Origin of the sequence: Sphingobacterium sp. ML3W, from assembly GCF_000747525.1 — a bacterium.
Classification (GTDB): domain Bacteria; phylum Bacteroidota; class Bacteroidia; order Sphingobacteriales; family Sphingobacteriaceae; genus Sphingobacterium.
In genome coordinates this window covers 4112316-4133485 of sequence record NZ_CP009278.1, presented here as the reverse complement: position 1 = coordinate 4133485, position 21170 = coordinate 4112316, and the positions used below count along the sequence as shown (strand labels likewise).

Annotated in this window: 21 protein-coding genes and 3 pseudogenes; 22 read left to right on the top strand and 2 right to left on the bottom strand. The window is 38.5% G+C overall.

Features of this window, described 5'->3' with window-relative positions; all coding sequences use genetic code 11:
* Positions 1-8 precede the first annotated feature (8 nt).
* The gene (gene ybaK / locus KO02_RS17745) at positions 9-482 is read right to left on the bottom strand and encodes a Cys-tRNA(Pro) deacylase (RefSeq protein WP_038700449.1); all 474 of its coding nucleotides are present in this window, start codon (positions 480-482) and stop codon (positions 9-11) included.
* Between the two features lie 176 nt (positions 483-658).
* Entirely contained in the window at positions 659-1699 is a 1041-nt protein-coding gene (locus KO02_RS17740) for an outer membrane beta-barrel protein (protein WP_038700446.1), read from the bottom strand.
* Positions 1700-2025: 326 nt separating this feature from the next.
* Here KO02_RS17740 and KO02_RS17735 point away from each other — a divergent pair.
* From KO02_RS17735 to KO02_RS17630, 22 genes and pseudogenes are all read left to right on the top strand, one after another.
* Positions 2026-3051, top strand: a pseudogene (locus KO02_RS17735) (ammonium transporter); the annotation flags it as partial.
* A gap of 88 nt (positions 3052-3139) precedes the next feature.
* A complete protein-coding gene (locus KO02_RS17730; protein WP_038694773.1) occupies positions 3140-4315 on the top strand; it encodes an IS4 family transposase in 1176 nt (391 codons plus the stop codon).
* An 85-nt stretch (positions 4316-4400) separates the two neighbouring features.
* A pseudogene (locus KO02_RS17725) lies at positions 4401-4688 on the top strand (ammonia channel protein); the annotation flags it as partial.
* A 352-nt stretch (positions 4689-5040) separates the two neighbouring features.
* Positions 5041-6135, top strand: coding sequence for a hypothetical protein (locus KO02_RS17720; RefSeq protein WP_038700442.1), 1095 nt, complete (start codon positions 5041-5043; stop codon positions 6133-6135).
* A 135-nt stretch (positions 6136-6270) separates the two neighbouring features.
* Positions 6271-6660 carry a hypothetical protein gene (locus KO02_RS17715; protein ID WP_038700440.1) on the top strand — a complete coding sequence of 130 codons (390 nt, stop codon included), beginning with the start codon at positions 6271-6273 and terminating at the stop codon, positions 6658-6660.
* Positions 6661-6759: 99 nt separating this feature from the next.
* Positions 6760-7107 carry a hydrogenase maturation nickel metallochaperone HypA gene (locus KO02_RS17710; protein ID WP_038700438.1) on the top strand — a complete coding sequence of 116 codons (348 nt, stop codon included), beginning with the start codon at positions 6760-6762 and terminating at the stop codon, positions 7105-7107.
* Between the two features lies 1 nt (position 7108).
* Positions 7109-7837 carry a hydrogenase nickel incorporation protein HypB gene (gene hypB, locus KO02_RS17705; protein ID WP_081918420.1) on the top strand — a complete coding sequence of 243 codons (729 nt, stop codon included), beginning with the start codon at positions 7109-7111 and terminating at the stop codon, positions 7835-7837.
* Positions 7838-7842: 5 nt separating this feature from the next.
* A complete protein-coding gene (locus KO02_RS17700) occupies positions 7843-8325 on the top strand; it encodes a hypothetical protein (RefSeq protein WP_038700436.1) in 483 nt (160 codons plus the stop codon).
* A complete protein-coding gene (locus tag KO02_RS17695) occupies positions 8309-9310 on the top strand; it encodes an ABC transporter substrate-binding protein (RefSeq protein ID WP_038700434.1) in 1002 nt (333 codons plus the stop codon). Before KO02_RS17700 ends, KO02_RS17695 begins: the two co-directional genes overlap by 17 nt.
* Positions 9311-9312: 2 nt before the next feature.
* The gene (locus KO02_RS17690; protein ID WP_144243357.1) at positions 9313-10320 is read left to right on the top strand and encodes a FecCD family ABC transporter permease; all 1008 of its coding nucleotides are present in this window, start codon (positions 9313-9315) and stop codon (positions 10318-10320) included.
* Between the two features lie 99 nt (positions 10321-10419).
* Complete coding sequence (locus tag KO02_RS17685; RefSeq protein WP_038700432.1) at positions 10420-11199, top strand: ABC transporter ATP-binding protein; 780 nt, start codon at positions 10420-10422, stop codon at positions 11197-11199.
* Entirely contained in the window at positions 11199-11765 is a 567-nt protein-coding gene (locus tag KO02_RS17680) for a GNAT family N-acetyltransferase (protein WP_051960022.1), read from the top strand. Before KO02_RS17685 ends, KO02_RS17680 begins: the two co-directional genes overlap by 1 nt.
* Positions 11766-11893: 128 nt before the next feature.
* A complete protein-coding gene (locus tag KO02_RS17675; protein WP_038700430.1) occupies positions 11894-14332 on the top strand; it encodes a TonB-dependent receptor in 2439 nt (812 codons plus the stop codon).
* A gap of 115 nt (positions 14333-14447) precedes the next feature.
* On the top strand, positions 14448-14843 hold the full coding sequence (locus KO02_RS17670; RefSeq protein ID WP_144243356.1) for a hypothetical protein: 396 nt from the start codon (positions 14448-14450) through the stop codon (positions 14841-14843).
* A 175-nt stretch (positions 14844-15018) separates the two neighbouring features.
* On the top strand, positions 15019-15321 hold the full coding sequence (gene ureA, locus KO02_RS24165; RefSeq protein ID WP_038700426.1) for an urease subunit gamma: 303 nt from the start codon (positions 15019-15021) through the stop codon (positions 15319-15321).
* A gap of 18 nt (positions 15322-15339) precedes the next feature.
* Positions 15340-15645 (top strand): annotated as a pseudogene (locus KO02_RS24160) (urease subunit beta); the annotation flags it as partial.
* Positions 15646-15710: 65 nt separating this feature from the next.
* Entirely contained in the window at positions 15711-17432 is a 1722-nt protein-coding gene (gene ureC, locus KO02_RS17655; RefSeq protein WP_038700422.1) for an urease subunit alpha, read from the top strand.
* A gap of 137 nt (positions 17433-17569) precedes the next feature.
* Positions 17570-18070, top strand: a complete 501-nt coding sequence (locus tag KO02_RS17650; RefSeq protein ID WP_051960020.1) for a hypothetical protein — start codon at positions 17570-17572, stop codon at positions 18068-18070.
* Positions 18071-18075: 5 nt separating this feature from the next.
* Positions 18076-18765 (top strand): urease accessory protein UreF, encoded by a 690-nt coding sequence (locus KO02_RS17645; protein WP_038700420.1) that lies wholly within the window; start codon positions 18076-18078, stop codon positions 18763-18765.
* Positions 18766-18777: 12 nt separating this feature from the next.
* Positions 18778-19416 (top strand): urease accessory protein UreG, encoded by a 639-nt coding sequence (gene ureG, locus KO02_RS17640; protein WP_038700418.1) that lies wholly within the window; start codon positions 18778-18780, stop codon positions 19414-19416.
* A 1-nt stretch (position 19417) separates the two neighbouring features.
* Positions 19418-20209: an urease accessory protein UreD gene (locus KO02_RS17635; RefSeq protein ID WP_038700416.1), complete on the top strand. Its 792-nt coding sequence runs from the start codon at positions 19418-19420 to the stop codon at positions 20207-20209.
* A gap of 51 nt (positions 20210-20260) precedes the next feature.
* Positions 20261-21157: an urea transporter gene (locus tag KO02_RS17630; RefSeq protein WP_038700414.1), complete on the top strand. Its 897-nt coding sequence runs from the start codon at positions 20261-20263 to the stop codon at positions 21155-21157.
* Positions 21158-21170: the final 13 nt, after the last annotated feature.

Here is a 21170-nt window from a genome sequence, read left to right as displayed (position 1 = left end):
TTTTCATGCTATAGGCTGTCGGATATATCTGCAAATATACCCTTTGTGGCTTTGCTCAGGTCATCAGGTTTAAGCATGATCTGATAACCTTTTTTTCCTGCACTGATGATGATCTTGTCTTCTAAAGTAGCAATTTCTTCGATATAGGTTGGGAATGCTTTCTTCATGCCGATAGGGGAGCAGCCACCTCGGATATAGCCAGTCACCTGTTGTAGGTCCTTCATAGCTAGCATTTCACATTTTTTATTGCCAGAAATAAAGGCTAATTTTTTCAGATTAACTTGCGCATTCCCTGGTATAATTGCAACGAGGTACTGATCTTTTTGTCCAGTTAGCACAAGTGTTTTGTATATGCTTTCTGGTCGTATTTTTAAAATTTCAGCAACATCTGTTGCACTTTGATGCCTATCATTGATTTCATATTCCTTTATTGTATAAGTAATCTGTAGATGATCTAAAATCCGAGCTGCATTGGTTTTCATTGTTATTATTCGTTGTTTCCGACTATTCTTATGGCCCAGTTAAAAATAGAATAAATACGTGAAAATGCTAAATACTTTTTTATTTTTCTGATTATAAAATATCATTGTACTTATTGTATGTGACAAGGCTGAAGAGGGAACATGTCATAAAAAGTAATGGATTCAGGTGTGTTTGATTAAAAATCGTAAACTAATGCCAAGGAAAACTGTCCTGCATTCTTGGTGGGCGTAAGATTCTGTTTGACAAATATTTGCTCGCTACTATTGTCTAATCTGATTTCGGGGATAAAATGAAAGCCATTGTGTTTGAAGTTGGCCGTCAATGTTGTAGAGAATATTTCATTACCTACTGCTTCTAAGATAGGGGCATCTTTTAGTTTGAAATATTCACCACGCAAGCCTATACCTATATTTTTATTAATATTGACCATTGGGTAAAGGGCAATTCCGGAGTACCCACCTCCTCCTTTCTGGTCGTAGTCGGTAGCATTGGCACCCAATGAGAATAAAGGTGTGAAAGCATAATTACCGACGAAATCAATCAATGTGCCCGAACTGTAATTGCTAGCTCCACCTTGTGATGAACCTGTTAAGAAATTTAGATTGAAATTGGATCTTTCATTTGGCGTTATGGATAATTGTGATCCGAAATGGGAAACTCCATTGAGATCTTGGTATACATTCCAGTCATTAAAGAGTCCGACCATGAGACTTACCTGATCAGAGAAGACATACTGTGCTTTGATACCACCATCTTGAAAAGGTCCGGCTCCAAATAGATAAGAAGTAGAATAATGAAAATTGTAAGAAGGACAAATGACTTCATAACCAATAAACGTGCTCATGAATCCAGCTGTCATGGTCAGTCTCTCCGTTAAGGCATAAGAAATGAATAAGTTTTGAATGTGAAAACTATTTTGGTCACTAGCATTTAAGATGGAGCGGTATTGTCCCCTTGGTCCAAATGATAATTCACCAACAAAAGATGCTCTTCCGGATTTTTTTTTCAATGCAAGGTCGATCATTCCAATTGATACCGAATTATTTTCTTCTGTAAATGAGGTCTGAATATTTGATTGTTTCTGGAAATCATATTTCCAATAGGTGTCCACTGATCCTGAAATTTCCAAGCCTAAGAGGTTACTTTCTTGAGATTGTGCGTAGGATGCTGTAGTCATAAGTGCTAAAAGCAGTTGGGTTAGGGTTAATTTTCTCATTTTTACTTGTTTTTAAATGTGTTTATGTCATTTTTTCATTTAAAAACACTAAAAACTTCTAGTTTTTTACTGTTTTTCCATTAAATATTAGAGTTTTATCTTATTTATACTTGTTTTTAGCATTTAATACTAGTAATTTTTGTGTTTTTTGTTTGTTTTGGTGAAATTATTATGTAAATATATAATTTTATTTTATTTTTTATTGATTTTTCAATTATTTGCCATTATATTTGTCATATAATTAGTTATTATAGTTAATGTTTATTGTTTTTATATGAAATAATGGATTTTAATATTGAAATGTTAAATAAAAAATGTAGAATCTTATGAAAAAATTCGTCCCGCTTTTTGTTTTGGTCTTTTTGGCTTTTATTGGCTTATTGACCCCATCTTTAGATGTTGTTGATACTGGGGGAGTACAGATGGACACTGGAGATACGGCTTGGCTACTGGCATCATCTGCTTTGGTATTGATTATGACCCCAGGTTTGGCTTTCTTTTATGGTGGGATGGTCAGCAAAAAGAATGTCATTTCTACCATGATGCAAAGTTTTATCTGTATGTGCCTAATTTCGGTACTTTGGGTTATTTTTGGATTTAGTTTGGCCTTTGGAGATGATATAGGTGGTATCATTGGAGATCCAAGAACTTTTTATATGATGAAAGGGATGTTGGGCAATGCGACCTGGCCAGCTTTGCCAACAATTCCACTTGTACTTTTCGCTATGTTTCAATTGAAATTTGCCATTATCACACCTGCACTGATCACAGGGGCTTTTGCGGAAAGGGTGCGCTTCAACTCCTTTATGGTATTCATCTTGTTATTCAGTGTGTTCATCTATATGCCTTTAGCTCATGCTACTTGGCATTCGGAAGGGATTTTAGCAAAGTACGGGGTCTTGGACTTTGCAGGGGGGACTGTCGTGCATATGTCCGCTGGATGGGCAGCCTTAGCATCTGCCATCTATTTGAAAGGACGTATAACGCCGACACACTCACCTGCTCGTATTAGTTATGTGATTTTGGGTACGGCACTGCTTTGGTTTGGTTGGTTTGGTTTCAATGCAGGATCTGCTGGGGGTGCAAATAGTTTGGCTGCATACGCCTTTGCCACGACGACCACAGCTTCAGCTGTTGCTGCTATCGCTTGGATTTTTGTCGATATCATTAGGGGGAAAAAGCCTTCAGCTATGGGTGCTTGTATTGGTGCGGTTGTTGGTTTGGTAGCCATTACACCTGCAGCTGGGTTTGTCAGTATCCCACATTCGCTTGTCATCGGTTTAGTGGCTGCCTTGGTCAGTAATCTTGTTGTTTTTTTACGGAGTAAGACCCGTATCGATGATACTTTGGATCAGTAGCGTCCTAAACGTTGAAAAAAGTGGCGGTGTTTTGCTATAGCAAAGTTGCTATATTTAAATCGTCAAATTTTAACACACCGCCATGGTAAATTTAAACGTTTTTAGTCAGATTTTATCACTTATCGACCGCGAATTATTCAAGGTTTTGGTTGCTAAGCACAAGAGTGACAAACATTGTAAAGGGATCAACAGCTGGACGCATCTTGCTAGCATGTTGTTTTGCCATTTTTCTTCTGCAGATTCAGTTCGTGATATCAGTAATGGCTTACGTAGTACGACTGGTAATTTGAACCATTTAGGTGTTGGTAGAGCACCCAGCAAGTCCAATATTTCCTATATCAACAAGCACCGCACCCATGAACTCTTTAAAGATCTGTACTTTTCGCTATTAGATAAGCTATGGCAAAAGGATACCCATTTGCGCAAAGATCTAACGCAATTAAAGCGCAAGGTTTATCTGATGGATGCCAGTATCATCCCTTTATGTTTATCTGTATTTGACTGGGCTAAATTTAGAAGCACCAAAGGTGCTGTAAAACTGCACACTGTGCTGGATTATGATGGATGTCTTCCTGTTTTCATGCAGATTACAGACGGGAAAGTTCATGAAAGCCAGCGTGCGGGTAGCTATAGTTTTTCCAAAGGAAGCGTTGTAGTGGTGGATAGAGGTTATGTGGATTACAACTGGCTCGGGGATTTGGACAGCAGAGGTTGTTATTTTGTTACCAGGAGTAAAACTAACATGAAGTACAACGTTATCAAGTCATACCAGAGTGAAGCACTCCTTGAAAAGGGAATCATTAAAGATGAGATCATTGAGCTTTCTGGTCCATCAGCAGATAGATACAACTCTAAACCATTACGCTTGATTCACTTTTGGGACAGCAGCACAGACAACCAGTACCACTTTCTGACAAATAATATCCAATGGAAGGCATCACTAGTAGCTAACATTTATAAACAGCGATGGCAGATCGAGATTTTCTTCAAGCATCTGAAGCAACGCTTAAAAATATCATCTTTTGTGGGTACTTCTGAAAATGCGGTCATGATCCAAATATGGACTTCGTTGATTGGAATATTACTGCTCAAATACCTTCAGAAGAAGGCTAAATACGATTGGAATCTGTCTAACTTGGTCGGGTTTATCAGGATGAATATATTCGTGAAAATAAATATATGGCAATGGATAGATGATCCTTTTATCAGGCCACCAGTTAAGGGTAAAAATGGACAGCTACAGATATTCTCAGACTAAAAAATAGGGTCAAAATTGAAATTATCTAAAAATAGATACTGTTTCAAGGGAAACACGCGCCTAAAATTTATTTAGGACGGAAGTGACTTTGGATGTATTTCCTTGTCATGGCGTAGGCGGTATGGTGGGGATGGTTCTGACGGGGGTGTTTGCCAATAGCAACGTGAATAGTGCAGTGACTACAAATGGCTTGTATTTTGGTGAGACAGGTTTATTTGTAGCACATATTGTCGCACTGATAGCCGTTTCGGTTTTTGCATTTTTCGGATCCTTACTGTTGATTAAGGTGACAGATATGATTACTCCATTGCGTGTCTTTGAAAACGAAGAAGAACTTGGTCTTGATCGTACGCAGCATGATGAAGAATTGTAATGAATGGCATATTAGCGTTATCCTCTTTTTAACTTACAGGTTAATCTAAATTAAACGTTGGGATATGGTTAGACTGAAGGAGTTCTCTCTTTTGGTCTGACCAATTTTTTTTGCATGAGTATTGCAAATTAAAGACGAGTGATTGGAAGTGAAAAGGTTATTATCTGATTGCAAGTTAATGAGAGTTATTCTTTTTACCGATAAAGAATATTTTGAGTATGATAATAGGTTTATTTTTTTATTGTTTTTCGATTATTATCATTGTTTTAATATAGATGTGAAGTTAAATATTTATTTTTTTATTATTTTATGATGATATTTTTTTATATTAGTTCTATAATATTAACTAATTATGAAAAGCATAGATCTCTATTTGAAGTCTTGGTATTCCAATATAGTGGCAAATATTTTGCTCGCCGGGATTATCACGCTAATCGTTGTATTTTTATTTACAAATGTAAATATCATTGATGCTATTGGAAAAGATGTTTATTTGATCAATTATACCTACAGTTTTATCTTTTTTGTTACCCTAGTCTACATCTTATCCTTTCTACTCTATTATTATGATCATGATCCTTATTTAAAAAAGAAGAAACTGGTTCGCTGGATATTTAAGGGCATGACCCTGTTTATTGCAGCTTTTGGTTTTAAAGTTTATTTTTATAGTTTGTTCCGTTACCAATTTATACACGATGTGAGCAAGTATAATTTTATCGAACGGGATCTCCTTTTGGTCTTGTTGACTATGTCTGCGCTCTTGGTTTATTTCAAGGTGCGTGCCGATGAAGTAGCTAAACGAGAATATAAAAGAAACAATCATGTTCAGGAAACGGCTCATCAATATGCTATTGCGGAACATAAATGGGCGTATGAGGAGATGAAAAAGGACCTTATTGCCAATAATGAAGAAACATTACGAATACAAAGAATGGAAGCTCAATTGCAGCGTGATCGTTTGGTTTTAGATTTTTCAGATCAGTTGGCAATCCAGATGCTTGATTATCAACAAACAATCGAACGAATGGAAAGTCGTTATCAAGCACTTTGCACCCGGCAACAGCATTTTGAGGATATAGTGGCGGAGTTGGTCAAGAAAATCAGAGTAATCGATGATTACGGATGGAGAGAGGTATCAATCACGCAGGTGCAACGAATCTATATTTGCCAAAAAGTACTAAAGGTGAGGTTGATGAATGGAAATACCCATGTTTTGGAAGAACGTGATTTACCTGTGATAAAGGGTCTGTTTCCACATCTGTTACTTGAAGTTGATGAGGGGCGGCAGCTCATTAATTGGTTATCTTTTATGAATTATAAGAAGAGTAATGATATGGGCTATGTTAAATTATTTGGTGTACAGGAGTTTGACGTGCAAATTTCATTAACCAAATATGATGAACTCCTACAGAAATTGGATTATTATAATGGTATGTTGGAGCAATAATTAAGTACGATTATCATTTATACGAGCAGTTTATCCTATTTAGTGAAACGAAATTCCTGATTTGTGCTAGTCTAATTGCTACTATTCGTATTAACTTTGTTAGGTTAAAAACAGCAAGTTAATAATTTGTTATAAATGATGTTCAGGTTAGTTATTTTTGTGCTTTCAGTTTGGTTGTTTCCCTTTCAATCGTTAGGGTCAACAACTCATGTTAGTGTTCAAGATATTGCTTGTTCATCCACTTTCCAAAGAATATTTGATCTTGGAGGTCAAGACGTGGACTATTGCACTTCGCATTTATCGGTCAATAAAAGCACTCCTTTTCAACAAACATATTTTTGGGATTTAGACTTTGACCTAGACAAAGATCTTAACTTGGATAAAGTGCTCGTGGTATATGATTTGGCCATGAATTTGCTCTATTCCAATGAAAACCTTTTTGAGGACGATTACAGATTTCTCCATTATCTGCCTGTCGAAACGGACAAATTTCTGCTTTTTGAACAGATAAAGATTCCTTTTTAGCCTGCCGGCCAAATATATTCTATACGTAAAGTAGGGTCGATGTTCGATTGATTGCTACTGTCACAAAACTTTTTCATATTTCTTAGATTATATACTATTATGCATGAGCTTAGTATTGTCAAGGATATCTTCGATACATTGGAGGGCCATTATGGGTCTAAAGTGGAAGATATCCAAAAGATTCAAGTCACTGCAGGGCTACTTTCAAATGTACAACCTGTTTTGATCCAGAACGCTTTTGATGCGTTCATAGCCGATAACAATTCCTATGCGGAAATGGAGCTGGAGGTTCTCGTCAATGAGATAATAGCTCATTGTGAGTCTTGTGATAAAGATTTTCCGGTTTTATACCATCGGTTTGTATGCCCTTGTGGGCAGCCTTCGTCAACAATCGTTCAAGGGAACGAATTGTATATTTCAAAAGTAATTTTTAAACAAAAACAATAATATGTCTACTAACACATCTAATCCAAAAAGTGCTGGAAACCGCGTGGGTTCGGTACAGTGCGATAATACAACCTTACATTTATTAAAAGCCAATGATTATGTGGCCAATGCAATCCGCGAGCGACTGAAGGATGTTTGCATTATCAACGTTTGCTCCTCACCAGGGTCTGGGAAGACAACTTTAATGCAAGAAACAGGTAAGCGACTTGCGGGTGATATTCATATTTCGGTTTTAGTGGGCGACCCCGAAACAGAACGTGATGCAATCAGAATGCGTGAAGTGGGTATCAATGCCTTGCAAATCGTGACCGGTGGTGTATGTCACATCGAAGCACAGATGATTTTGCAAGCCCTAGATCACATTGATTTAACCGGTACCGATCTGTTGTTTATTGAAAATGTAGGTAATCTGCTCTGCCCTTCAGCTTTTGATCTCGGTGAAGATTACCGTGTGACTTTATTGGCAACGACAGAAGGGGACGATAAGCCTAAAAAATATCCACGTATGTTTTTGACGAGTGAATTGATGTTGGTATCAAAATCTGACTTGCTTCCTTATGTACCGTTTACTGTAGAGGCAGTAACCAAAGATGCACGTGAGGTAAATCCAAATATCGAAATTATGACAATAAGTACGACTAATGGCGAAGGTATCGATGAGTGGTGCAACTGGTTAAAAGATAAAGTGAAACAAAAAAAAGAAGCGAGACTTCAAGCTGAGGTTAAATAAGTGATATGGAAGTACAGCCTGTAGAAATTGATGCAGTGGTGCCAAGGGAGGATTTTACTGATGTAGTGATGGCACAACTTCAACTGGAATGGTTTGAAGTGCATAAAAGAAAATTGACCAGAGTGACGACTGCAGGACAAACCATACTTCTGCAATTGGAGCGTGGTAAAGAGTGGCGTTCGGGGGATGGGTTATTCCATGCTGGCCAATTGATGGCTACGATCACAATCAAGCCAACTTTGACCATCTGCTTTGAACCGATTGATTTAGTACAGGCTGCAGACTTCTGTTATTATATCGGTAATAGGCATTTGCCTTTATTTTTTGGTATCAATAAAGATACCTATCGGGTGCCATATGATGGACGATTGTATGAACAGTTGTTCGCAAAATTCCAATCACAGGTCCAACTGGAGGAGGAAACACTGCTGTCGGAAAATCTTGTGCGTCAGCTTATTAAAAATTTAAGGAATGAAAGTAAATCATAAATTATTTGGGGTAGCAGCTTTGTTTTTTATAGGTGTTTTGCAAGCTTGTAACCATGCTAGTAACAAGGAGCTTTTACAATCTTTCAGCGCTATTGATAGTCGTGGAAAGGTCATTAGTCTCCCGCAGGAAGCTAAAAGGGTGGTGGTGCTATTTCCTTCGCTGTTGGACGAATTGTACATGTTGCAGGCCGGTGATTGTATCGTGGGGATTCCTCAACAGGTATATCAAATGGAAGATACTTATGCTTTTTTGTCAAAACTTGATAAAAGGATAGCTGAAAAGACCATAGCGACGCCCACTTATGGTGGTCAGTCTAATAATGTAGAGAGCATAGTAGCATTGCAACCTGATTTGGTAATTACTTTCAATACAGATCAAGATAATATACAGCAGTTGGAAGATTTGGGTATTCCGGTTTACAGCTGCTCCTCTGCGGATGATGAGCGTATTTTGGCAGAATTGCTCGGAATGGGGATATTAGTAGGAAAAAAAGAACGTGCACAGGAAATCGTGACCTACGTGGAAGCTGAAGTAGAACGCATGCGCGTGCCTGAGATAGACGATGCTAAGTCTGTTTACTACGCTTGGTCTAAAGGTCGTGTGATGTCTACTTCTGGCAAAGGAAGTCTGATTGATATGGCCATTCGTTTATCAGGAGCTGAAAATGCATGCCCTTTGTCTATGGAAGCGCCAAACATCAGTGCGGAAACGATGTACAAATGGAATCCGGATCTCATTATATTGTGGAACTCCAAATTGTCTGATGTATATGACTTGAAAGAATTGGCTGATCTTCCTGCTGTGAAAAATAAACAGGTATATGTGATGTCGCCTTCATTTCCATTTGATCCGCATACCGTTAAATTTCTATTGTTTGCAAAACAGGTGAGACATTGGTGTTTTCCAGTTTATACTGAGGAGCAGTTAAATCAAGAGACAGAAGAGGCTTTTGAAATCATGTACGGTAAAGAAGGATTGCTATAATTATGGGAAGGTTGAAAATCATTGTCCTGTTGGTCATTGTGCCTGTTCTTCTTTTTGTGCTATCGCTTACTATCGGCTCTACCCAAAATATAAGCGTAATCGAATTGTTTCAAAGAATGGCGATACAGCTGGGGTTTTTACAGGATCCGACCCTTCAAGATGGTAGTTTGAGTACTATTTTATGGCAAGTAAGACTGCCTCGGGTGTTGTTGACATTTCTGGTTGGTGCTGCTTTGGCATCTTCAGGTGGGGTGCTTCAATCTATCTTTAGAAATCCTATTGTCGATCCCTTTACACTCGGGATTTCTTCAGGGTCTGCTTTTGGTGCAGCCTTAGCTATGTTGTTTCCAATCATGTCGGTTAATCTTTCTGCTTTTATTTTTGGTGTGTGTGCAGTGGGGCTGACCTATTTGGTCTCGTATTCGGGGGTTAGAACTTCTATTGTAGGGATGGTGTTGGCCGGTATGGTGATATCGGGGGTATTTACGGCCTTATTGACTTTGCTGCAATATATGAGTGATCCTTATAAATTGCAGGCTATTATACAGTGGACCATGGGTAATTTACATACGGCTTCTTGGTCTAAGGTATATACTGCCATAGGGCCTATTGCAATAGGCCTATTTGTGATTGTGTTGTACCGTTGGAAATTGAATCTATTGTCTCTGGGTGATCAGGAAGCACTTGCTGTTGGAGTCAATCCAAAAATTATTAAACTGGTGCTAATTGCTGTTGCTACCATGATTACAGCAGCTTCGGTGGCAGCTGTAGGGGTAATCAGTCTATTTGGATTAATTGTACCACATATCAGTCGTATGATCTTTGGTCCTAATAACAATATTTCAGTATGGGCCAACATCAGCATCGGAGGAACCTTTCTACTCTTAATTGATGATTTTTCACGAGCGGTCATGCCATTTGAAATTCCAATTGGGGTATTTACTATGATTATCGGAGCGCCTTTATTTATTTACTTGATGCGTCGCAACGCGATGAATTGGAATTCATGATTTAATTGCACAATGCTCAATTAGATCGAAAGGTTGCCAAAAAGACCTTGATAAAATTTAAAACAAACGGAGCTGGAATGCTCATAATTAACTGATTAGATGAATACTTCGATTGCTATACAACAATTATCTTTTTCCTATGGTGATGAACCTGTACTGCGTGATGTGAATGTGCGTTTTCCGAAAGGAAAGTTGTCCATCATTTTGGGACGTAACGGTAGTGGAAAATCAACCCTATTCAATGTGATTGCTGGCTTGGAGAAACGTTATGAGGGTCAGGTTTTGATCGGTAATGTGGATCGGAAAAAAATTAAAGTAGGCAACAGAGTTCAATTGCGTTTGGGTTTTTTAAATCAGTTTCATCAAACGACCTTTCCTTTTAAAGTGTCGGATGTCGTATTGACTGGTCGCGCTTCTTTTTCACGTTTTTCACCGAGTATTGAGGATTATGAAGCGGTTGATGCCATATTGAAGAAGTTTAGTCTGGAGCATTTGAAAAACAAACCTTATACCGAATTGTCTGGTGGTGAAAGACAGTTGATTCTATTATGTCGGGTCTTGGTACAAGAACCGGATATATTGATGCTCGATGAGCCGACAAATCACCTGGATCTCAATTATCAAATGGCAGTATTGCGGACGGCTAAAGAATTGGTCAATGAAGGAACAACAGTTTTATGTGTGATGCATGACCCTAATCTGGCTTTTATGTTTGGAGATCAATTTTATTTGATGCGTGATAATAGCTTGTTCGATATCAATGGAATGGAACAGGAAGAAGTGAAGAATCTGTTGGAAGAAACTTATGAATTGTCCTTGTTGAGTTTGGAAAATCAGGGCAAATGGATGTTTGTTCCAAAGCTTAATGAAAATCATTAATGGAAAATATTTCAATTTATAACGTTAGCGAGTTGGATGTAGCAGAAGTGTTGCCCTATGTGTTAGCCTTTAGGCGGCTATTGTTTCCGATGTTGGACCCAAATAAGATACCTCAAGATTTACAAGATTTTGAGGCTGTTTTCTTACATAATCATACAGGTACTTTTTTACAGGCTAGAAATGAAGAAGGCGCTTTGGTTGGAGTAATTGGTATGATGGAATATGATTACCGATTTCCTCATTTGAATATAGACGTGCAGCAGACAGTGGAAGTAGCACGTCTGTTTGTTGATCCTGACTACCGAAGAACGGGATTGGGGAGCTTATTGTTTGAGCAACTCATGCAGATTGCCAAGCAAAAGCAGATAGAGCGGCTTTATCTACATACCCACCCATTTTTAACCGGTGCTTATGAGTTCTGGTTAAAGCAGGGATTCCGCTTACTGGATTATTGTGACGAATCGGGTTTTCCAACGATGCATATGGAGTTGATGGTGAGTGAACTTCCGGTAATCAATCAATTACAAGATAACATCTTGTCTAAAGAACTGTTTTTGATGCCTTAAGGTCATGTTGTATTCGCAGATTAATATAATAATATACCGAGCTCGTGAGCTCAAGAACGAAACTAATAGTCGTGTATGTCTGAAGGCTATAAGCGTATGATAGTTTCAAAAACATAGAAAATATTACAATGAAGTATAAGTTTAAGTCGTTGGTTTTTACAGTGGCAATAAGTGTTTGTTTTTCAATGCCTGTTCATGCACAAAATAGCACAGCAGTTTATGGTATGATTTTTAATGAATCAGGGCGCCCCTTATCTGGAGTAACCCTATCATTGGGCAATTCGTTGCAAGCGACAACTTCAGATGTGGATGGCAAGTTTGTTTTCCCTCAGGCTGTTTTGCTTCCGATGGACTTGGATGTTACGGCTATTGGTTACGGAAGTGAAAAGATAAATCTGACGACGACGAATTGGAATACGCAAACTGGGCTGAAAATCAGATTGACTCCAAATGACCGTATGTTGGAGGAAGTGTTGATAACTGGAAGACGTAATAATTCGTACCTGACTAATAATTTGGAATTAGGAGGCAAGTTTTCTGGAAAACTTAAGGATCTACCACAATCTGTAGCGGTGTTAAGTCATGAGTTTATAGAAGATAAGCAAGCATTTACGACAGGTGCTCTATTTCAAGATTTGGCTGGTGTGACCGAAGCTTCTTCTTATGATGATGTTATCATTCGTGGTTTTAAAAGTGGGTATGAGACCGGCGTACGTTTAGTAAATGGTTTGCGTTCGGGATATGGTTATGGTAATAGTTATTACAATACGCCGTTGACCCTTAATCTGGAAAGCATAGAAGTGTTGAAAGGGCCGGGGGCTTCTTTGTTTGGTGATGTCGTACCCGGTGGAACGATCAACATGACTACCAAGAAACCTTTGGAGTCATTTAAAGGAAATATTGGATTTACCTCAGGTAGTTTTCAGACGATGCGTACAACACTTGATTTGGGTGGTCCTTTGGATAGTGCAAAACGTATTCTATATCGATTCAATGCTGGATACGAAGACACCAAAACATTTCGTGATGTCAATCGACAAAAACGTATCATGATAGCACCTTCTTTTACATTTAAACCAGCGACAGGTACGCAAGTGGATGTAGATGTAGCTTATAGTCAGTTTGATGGTTATCTTGATCGTGGAATGGGTATCAAAGCAAATGACTTCTATGCCTTACCGCGTTCGTTTACCTTGAGTCAGCCTTCTGATTTTTATAATTCTAAAACATTTTCCCTAAGCGGAAGGTTATCTCAGAAACTTGCAGACAATTTGAGTCTGCACCTAAGTTATATGAAATCGGTATATGAAGAGGATGTCAACGAACATCGGACTTTAAATACTTTTGCAGATGCACCTAAAAATACGATTATGAATATGCGGTTCTTTGATCGTCATGGAAAAGATTATACGGACAATGTGGTCGGTTATCTCAAATGGGACCGTGAGGGGGATATCATAGATCATCATATTGTAGCTGGTGTTGATTTTGCGGAATATAGGGGAGATAAGGAAAATCAATTGCGCGAGGCAAGACAACAGACTGTTAACGGGCAGGTTGTACCTTTGATATTTGATTTAAATAATCCGATGTATACAACACATGACCTAACGTCTTACGTGTGGCGTGAAAATGTAGCATATCCTTTTTTAAGTCCTTATAAGACCACGGGAATATATATACAGGATCAGCTGGCGATTGCAGATAAGTTAAAAGTAATATTGGGTTTACGTCACGAGCATTATGTGTCGGAGACGATAGATGGACAAAAGCGCACTCAAGCTGCTCAAAATGCTTGGTTGCCGCGAGCGGGATTGACCTATGAACTGAATAAACAGATAAATTATTTCGCTAGTTACTCACAGGGTTTTGTTCCTGTTGGCGCTAGTTTTATTCACCAATATCAAAACTATGGTGCTGATAAACCTTTTGAACCTGAGCGTAGTTTTCAGCTTGAAACAGGTTTCAAAACGGGTTTTTTAAAAAATCAACTACAGGTGGATCTTTCCTTATTCCATATTGAACGTAGTAATATGTTGATTGCAACTGGTGCAATTCTGAATTCGGGTTTTTCTGAGTATAGACAGTCTGGAAAAGTGTTATCAGAAGGTATTGAGTTGGATTTAAGAGGGCAGTTGACCAAGGAATTTCAAATTATGGCAAATTATACCTACAACCATACGGATGTAAAAGCTTCGTCAATCGCTTCGGAATTGGGAGAATCACTACCGGGTGCTCCTAAAAATATGGCTAGTGCTTGGTTGAAATATGTCTTTTCACAAAATATGTTGAAAGGTTTAGGTTTCGGCACTGGTGTTTATTATGTGGATAGTCGCCGGATGGATAATACGATAGGTCAAGATAGTGAAGGTAATGCGCTATGGGGTTATTGGCCATCTTATACGACAATGAATGCAGCAGTTTATTACCATATCGGCGCATTGAAGATGGCCGTGAATATGAATAATGTATTCGATAAATACTATTTTTTGGGTGGCTTTGATTACACCCGAGCATTTCCGGGAGCCCCTCGAAATATAATGGTTTCTCTGGGATATGCATTTTAATGAAAAAAAACAGTTAAATCTTAGTTTGAGACATAATATGGACTATTTAATTCAAGATTTGTGCTATTAATGGTTTGTTTTAGTTGGTACTTTTGTATTGGAAATTAATATGGAGATGAAGTCGATTTTTCGTTGTGTTTTAACACTTTTTGTCATGCTGTTTGCTTTGGTTTCGACCAAAGGAAGTACGCATTTGCATGAAGATGTGAAAGCTGTGCATCAGATTAGACTTTTATCGACAAATTATGCATTTGGACATTTGCCGGAATTGAGTTCTAATGAACATCATGCGTTACTCTTTTCGGATATGCTGGATGTATGGGAATGTAAGGACTTTCAAGATGTCAATGAAGTTAGTCTTTTGTTGTACTATACCATTATCCCTGTTTGGTTATCTGCGATGAACATATCTGTAGATGAGAGACAGAATTTTAAATTTCCAACTGAACCAACGGGAGTAATCCGTAATCCACGATACATATTATTCAGGTGTATCAAAATACCCATCTAGTCTAAACTAAAATTTTTCTCCTGCTATAAGTCATGAATCGTGCTAAGGCCTTTTCATGTAGCTTGTAGCGCTCGCACGTAAGTTTTTTTTGTTTTTAACAAACATCAAATGAGCACTTTGCTGTGCAATAAAAAGTAAATATACCTTATATAAGTTAATATAAAAAAGTAATTATATGCATTTATTACCTAGAGAAACAGAGAAGCTATTGCTTCATTTTGCTGGTGAACTCGCTAAGAAGCGTATGGCCAGAGGCGTTAAATTAAATTACCCAGAGTCCATTGCATACATCAGTAGTGAATTGATGGAAGGTGCGCGCGATGGTAGAACTGTTGCTGAACTGATGCAGTATGGCGCCACTTTATTGAAACGTGAAGATGTTATGCCAGGGGTTCCTGAGATGATTCATGATGTACAGATCGAAGCTACTTTTCCTGATGGAACCAAGTTAGTGACCGTACATAATCCTATTCGTTAATTTAAAAAATATTTAATTATGATACCTGGAGAATATTTCATTCAAGATGGCGATATCATCTGCAATGAGGGTAGAGAAGTAACAACATTGACAGTCGTCAATACGGGAGACCGACCAATTCAAGTGGGTTCTCATTATCATTTTTTTGAAGTCAATAAAATGATGGAATTCGATCGTGGTTTAGCTTTTGGAAAACGATTGAATATTATAGCAAGTACAGCGGTTCGTTTTGAACCAGGGGAATCTAAAGTAGTACAATTAGTTCCGTATGCTGGGGCAAGAAGAGTGTATGGCCATAATGATTTAGTCAATGGCGATACTGAAACAGAGGTGGCAAAAATGAACGCTTTGAAAAAAGCGGATGCAAAAGGCTTTAAAAACAAAAAATCATGAGCTTAAAAGTTAGTAGATTAAATTATGCAGCAATATTTGGCCCAACAGGAGGCGATAAAGTGCGCTTGGGTGATACCGAAATCATAATAGAAGTAGAGAAAGATTATTCTTACTATGGGGATGAGGCTAAATTCGGCGGAGGTAAAACAATCCGTGATGGTATGTGCCAATCATCTGTGCATACCCGTGATGAAGGTACTTTGGATTTGGTTATTACGGATGCAATTATCATTGATCATTGGGGTATTGTAAAAGGAGACATTGGAATCAAGGATGGTAAAATAGTCGGTATCGGGCGTGCTGGTAATCCGGATACGATGGATAACATCACGCCAAATATGATTATCGGTGCTTCAACAGAGGTACATGGTGGTTCTGGATTCATAGTTACGCCTGGAGGTATTGATACGCATATTCACTACATCAGCCCGACACAAACGGAGACTGCTTTGTATAGTGGTATAACCACCATGATAGGTGGAGGAACAGGTCCTGCGGATGGTAGTAATGCCACAACGGTAACGCCAGGAAAATGGAATCTACGTAAGATGATGCAGGCAGTAGAAGCATTACCTATGAATTTTGGGTTTTTCGGTAAAGGAAACGTAGGTACGGAACAACCGATTATTGAGCAGATCGAAGCTGGTGCATTGGGAGTGAAAATTCACGAAGATTGGGGAGCTACTCCTGCAACGATCGATCGTGCCCTTTCTGTTGCCGATAAATATGATGTGCAGGTAGCTATTCATACCGATACCTTGAATGAATCTGGTTTCTTGGAAGATACAATGAATGCGATCAATGGTCGTGTCATCCACACTTTCCATACAGAAGGTGCTGGAGGTGGTCATGCTCCTGATATAATTAAATCGGCTATGTATCCAAATGTATTGCCGGCATCGACTAATCCGACTCGTCCTTTCACTAAAAACACAATTGACGAACACTTGGACATGTTGATGGTATGTCATCATTTAAGTAAGGATATTCCTGAAGATGTGGCTTTTGCCGATTCACGCATTCGTCCGGAAACGATTGCTGCAGAGGATGTTTTACAAGATCGAGGTGTTTTTAGTATTATGAGCTCAGACTCGCAGGCTATGGGTCGTGTAGGAGAGGTGATCATGAGAACTTGGCAAACGGCTGATAAAATGAAAAAACAGACCGGCCCGCTTCCTGAGGACATCGAAAATAATAATGATAATTTCAGAGCGAGACGATATATCGCTAAGTATACAATAAACCCGGCTATAGCACACGGTATCTCTAAATATGTAGGTTCAATCGAACCTGGTAAAATAGCGGATATGGTCATCTGGCGCCCAGCTTTATTTGGTGCTAAACCAGAAATGATTATTAAAGGAGGAATGATTATCGCTTCAAAAATGGGCGATGCAAATGCATCTATACCTACTCCGCAACCGATTGTTTTGCGAACAATGTATGGCGGTTATGGTAAAGCGTTGACCTCAACATGTTTCAACTTTGTATCTCAAATTTCAATTGAAAAAGGAATCAAAGAGGAGTATGGCTTGGAGAAAACGTTGTTGCCTGTTGAGAATTGTAGAAATATCTCCAAAAAAGATATGATACATAATGACGCAACACCTGATATTAAGGTTAACCCAGAAAATTATGAGGTAAGTGTGGATGGTGAAATTATAAAATGTGAACCTATCGACACGGTGGCATTGGGCCAACTATACTTCTTGTTTTAGGCAAAATGCTATTATGGCACGGGGATATACGTGCCATATTTGATAAAAAGGATACCATTTGCACATACAGGTAAGCTGGACTAATTAATGCAGCAGTACGAATTGGAATCTATATAAAATTATTTTTAAAAGCATACATGATCATCATCACAGAAATCACGAGGAACTTAAGTAGGGAATCTACGCTGAAAAGACAGGATCTGCTCTGGATAGAGTGGTATCAGGCGGATAAGCGTATCCAGCGTCTCCTGACCCAAGAGGGGATGGAAATAGCGGTCAAATTGATTGGCAATACGAGTCAGTTACATGATGGGGATATCTTGTATGAGGATGCTGAAAAAGTAGTGATCGTAGCCATTCGCCCTTGTGAGACTATCTGTATAGGAACGGTTGATTATTTGAAAATAGCTTTTGTCAGTTACGAAATTGGGAACAAGCACTTGCCCTTATTTACAGCAGGTAACGAATTGTTGATCCCTTATGAACGGACGATGCAGGCTTGGCTGGATAAACAAAATCTGACTTATACGCTGATGCAGCGCAAGCTCCTCTATCGGTTCAACGCCAATGTGGATGCTAATCATCATCGGCAACTAAAATTTTCAACAAAGCATATCCCTTTGTTTATTAAAGTATAAAATATATGGAAAATAAATTTCTTGGTAAGCTTCTTCATTTATCTGACCCTACTTTACCTATTGGTGGATTTACCCACTCAAATGGTTTGGAAACTTACGTTCAAAAGGAGATTGTTCACAATAAAGTAACAGCAGAGTCTTACGTCAGACACAATCTGTGGTACAATTTGAAGTACAACGATGCTGCTTTAATGCGATTGGCTTATGATGCGACCTGTAATGGCGACATGGACCTGCTCTGTTCTTTGGATGAAGAGTGCTCGGCTCTGAAAAGTCCGAAGGAAATTCGAGAGGCCAGTAAAAAATTGGGGGTGAGACTTTATAAAATTTTTTCTAGATATCAAAATCAACCGATTTTCAAAAGATGGGGAGAACTGATTAAGGATAAGAAAGTAGATAGCCATTATTGCTTGGTATACGGTATGTTGGCAGCACTTTTGGAAATTCCAATACGAGAGGCATTGCATGGCTATTATTATAATGCTGCCATTACGATGGTAACCAATGCAGTGAAATTGGTACCCTTAGGACAATTGGATGGTCAAGATATCTTGTTTTATCTACACGATGACCTGATAACTTTGTGCAATGAAACCCTGGAAGTGGATCGTGATCTTATAGGTCTTTGTAATATTGGATTTGATATTCGCTGTATGCAACATGAGCGATTATATTCGAGAGTTTATATTTCTTAATAATTGGAACAAATGGAAAATAGAAAATATGTTAAAATAGGCGTAGGTGGTCCGGTTGGATCAGGAAAAACTGCCCTATTGGAGTGCCTGAGCAGACGCTTGATCCATGAATTGGATTTGGCTGTTATCACCAATGATATTTATACGAAAGAGGATGCTGAGTATATGGCTAAAAATAGCTTATTGCCTCCTGAACGTATCATTGGTGTAGAAACAGGTGGCTGTCCGCATACGGCTATTCGAGAAGATGCTAGTATGAATTTGGAAGCTGTTGAAGAGTTGGCAGAGCGCTTTCCTAATCTTGAACTGATTTTGATTGAAAGTGGTGGTGATAATTTAACGTCAACATATAGCCCAGATTTAGCTGATATCACCATTTTTGTGATTGATGTGGCGGAGGGAGAGAAAATGCCTCGTAAAGGTGGACCGGCAATCACAAGATCGGATCTCTTATTAATCAATAAAATGGATTTGGCACCTTATGTTGGTGCTAGTTTGGAAGTGATGGAGCATGATAGCCGGAAAATGAGAAAAGGTTTACCTTTCTTATTCTCCAATTTGAAAACAGGTGAAGGAGTGGATGAAATCATTGGATGGATCAAAAAATATGCACTGTTGCAAGATGTAGAAGAACCTAATTTATTGCGCTAATATGATTTGTTCATTAGATATTAATGTGGCGCATCGTGAAGGTAAATCTTATCTTAAAGATGCGTATGTGACCCAGCCTTTTAGAATTGTACCTGTAGGTCAATATCGTAGGGATAAGGCAGCATACTTAATGATCATGAGTTCATCGCCAGGATTGTTGGATGGTGATGACCATCGCATCCAGATAGCAGTTGATCCTGGCGCAAAGTTGCAATTAAAAACGCAGGCTTATCAGCGTCTTTTTCATATGAAAGGAAAATCGGTGCAAAAAATGGAAGTGAATCTGGGTGAAGGCGCTGTCTTCTCTTTTGTTCCTCATCCAATTGTTCCTCAAAATTCCTCTCATTTTTTAAGCCATAACATTATTCATATGCAAAAGAATTGTCATGTTATTTTGAGTGATATCGTGACATGTGGGCGTAAGTTGTCTGGAGAAGTTTTTGAATATCACCATTTCCAAAACTTGACCCAATGCTATATTGATGGCCGTTTGGTATTGAAAGATAATGTGTTGTTGCAGCCAGACAAGATGCCGATACAAGATATTGGTTTATTGGAAGGTTTTACGCATCAAGGAACATTTTTCTATATCAATAGTGCGGGGAAACCTGTGCAGGAGTGGATTGAGAAATTTCATGAGCAATATGAATCGATTGCAGATATACAGTTTGGTATCAGTGCATTACAACAAACGGGTTTTATGATTCGGGTTTTGGGTAATGGCGCTGAACAGTTATTCGATATTTTTCAGGAAGTTCAGCAAGAATTATGGGATGCTGAACTCCTTATTTAATCATTTTTTTGAGACTATATTTGATAGTCTTAAAAAGTAAATCATCTCAAAATGAGATACAAAATTTTAGCTTTTATAAGAGCTTTTTTAAGAGGATTCGGACAGATCATGTTGCAAGGTAATGCTTGGACAGGAATATTATTTATAGGCGCCATTTTATATGACTCGATCGAAATGGGAGTCGCTGGCATAATCGCAAATCTTGTGGGATTTGTGACAGCGAAAATCATGAAGTATGAGGAAGAGGATATTGAAAATGGTTTATTCGGTTTCAACGCAACCTTGTTTGGAATCGCTTTGGTCTTCTATTTTGAAACAAATATTTGGATCTGGACCACACTGGTCCTCGGCTCAGTCTTGAGTACTTTAATGATGGGTTTTGCCCTCAAGAAAAATTTACCAGCCTTTACTTTCCCTTTTGTCATGGTGACCTGGATCGCCTTGTACCTACTGAGTATTCCTCAATTATCCATGAATACTGTTCCGCATCACTTTGTGGATATTAAAGAAATAGATGATTTCCTCATTGAGGGACACGCATTTGGTCAAGTTATTTTCCAAGGGAGTGTCATTGCAGGACTGATCTTTTTTCTGGGGGTGTTTATGAGTAACCCCATGGCAGCTCTATATAGTGTTGCTGCTGTGGTAATCAGTGTCTACTTATCAAATCATGGGCATGAATCGAGGGCTATGGTCAATAATGGGACATTTAGTTTCAATGCACTGCTTTGCGGAATCGCATTAAGCGGACCTCGTGTTCGAGATGGGTTGTATGTACTTGTAGCAGTTTTTATAGCAACTTATTTTGATCATTTCTTAGTACATGCTGGCTGGACGACACTGACCTTTCCATTTGTAGTAGCCATGTGGGCAATGGAACCCATCAAGCGTTTTGATAAAAGGATGGTCGATAAGTTTAATGAGACTTTCAGTTTTAAACGCTATTAATTGAAAAAATGCA